The sequence below is a fragment of the Bradyrhizobium sp. P2_E8 genome, assembly GCF_056403875.1.
The window spans coordinates 1-914 of the sequence record NZ_JBFUES010001661.1; the positions used below are offsets into that span (position 1 = coordinate 1).

The following is a 914-nucleotide window of genomic DNA, read 5'->3' on the forward strand; positions in this document are numbered from 1 at the left end:
CATCAGGATCGCCGCGCGTCGAAGCCCTTGCCGTATGGAGAAAACTCGGCCGGCAGCGAAGTACCGAGGTGATCGAGCGTTTGCAGCCCCCAATATAGGCGACACACTGGACACCTGGGGATGGTGCCTGTGCAACGTCCGCAGCGCGCGGCCTTCCGGGCAGCTTCTCAGCTCTGTGAACCGGTGCGACCGGCCCCGATCCGCCATCTTTCCCAACCGCGTCGCCGTAAGTTCACTTTTGGACAGACTGCCTCAACGGTTCGTCTCAAACTGACGATGTTCATAGCTGGCGATTGCCAAGCGGCGCGACCCGGCAGTCCTTCAGGGTTGAGGACCAGCGGGTCTCTTCGCATTTAGGTTGCGATATTTTCCCGGTCCGATGCGACAGGATTCCTTGCGTTGTTGGGACTCACAAAGCCAGCTAGTATTGTTGAATTGATTTGTTGAACGCTGTTTCCAGTCGGAGTATTTCCATGGCTAGGCGAGCAGTATCCCGTGATGATTTTAAAGGCTTGTTCGCGCTCTTTGCATTCGCGGCGCAACACAACGAAAACCACAACGGTGCGTCTCGGCTGCTCCACCTGTTCGTGTCCAGCCGATATATTCCTGATGATCTTCTCGATCTATGGTCAGAGTGCGCCGAGGCAACTGGTCCTGAAACTATGGGCGAACAACTCTGCCTGCGCGCTCACGCGGTGGCTGACGGCAGTTCGAGCTACGACCATGCCAGCGCATTTCTGCATGCGTTGCTCAAAGCGCTCGATCAAACACAGCACTGAGCCTTCGTCGACCTGCCCCCTTGCTGACCCCGCGCCTGATCGCTCCGGACGACTACACCGTTCACGACGACGGCAGCCGCGTTCGGCCGCATCCGAGATGACCAGTCTGCTTGGCGCGAAGGACCAACACCAGAC

The 914-nt window shown here is 58.2% G+C and carries 1 protein-coding gene; it reads left to right on the forward strand.

Annotated features, from left to right (window positions below):
• The first annotated feature begins 473 nt into the window (after positions 1 to 473).
• Positions 474 to 779 carry a hypothetical protein gene (locus AC1D00_RS43055; RefSeq protein WP_135177462.1) on the forward strand — a complete coding sequence of 102 codons (306 nt, stop codon included), beginning with the start codon at positions 474 to 476 and terminating at the stop codon, positions 777 to 779.
• Positions 780 to 914 lie beyond the last annotated feature (135 nt).

Bases quoted from the DNA above. Each gene is read 5' to 3' on its own strand.
- AC1D00_RS43055 (WP_135177462.1), top strand. From the start codon at position 474: ATGGCTAGGCGAGCAGTATCCCGTGATGATTTTAAAGGCTTGTTCGCG.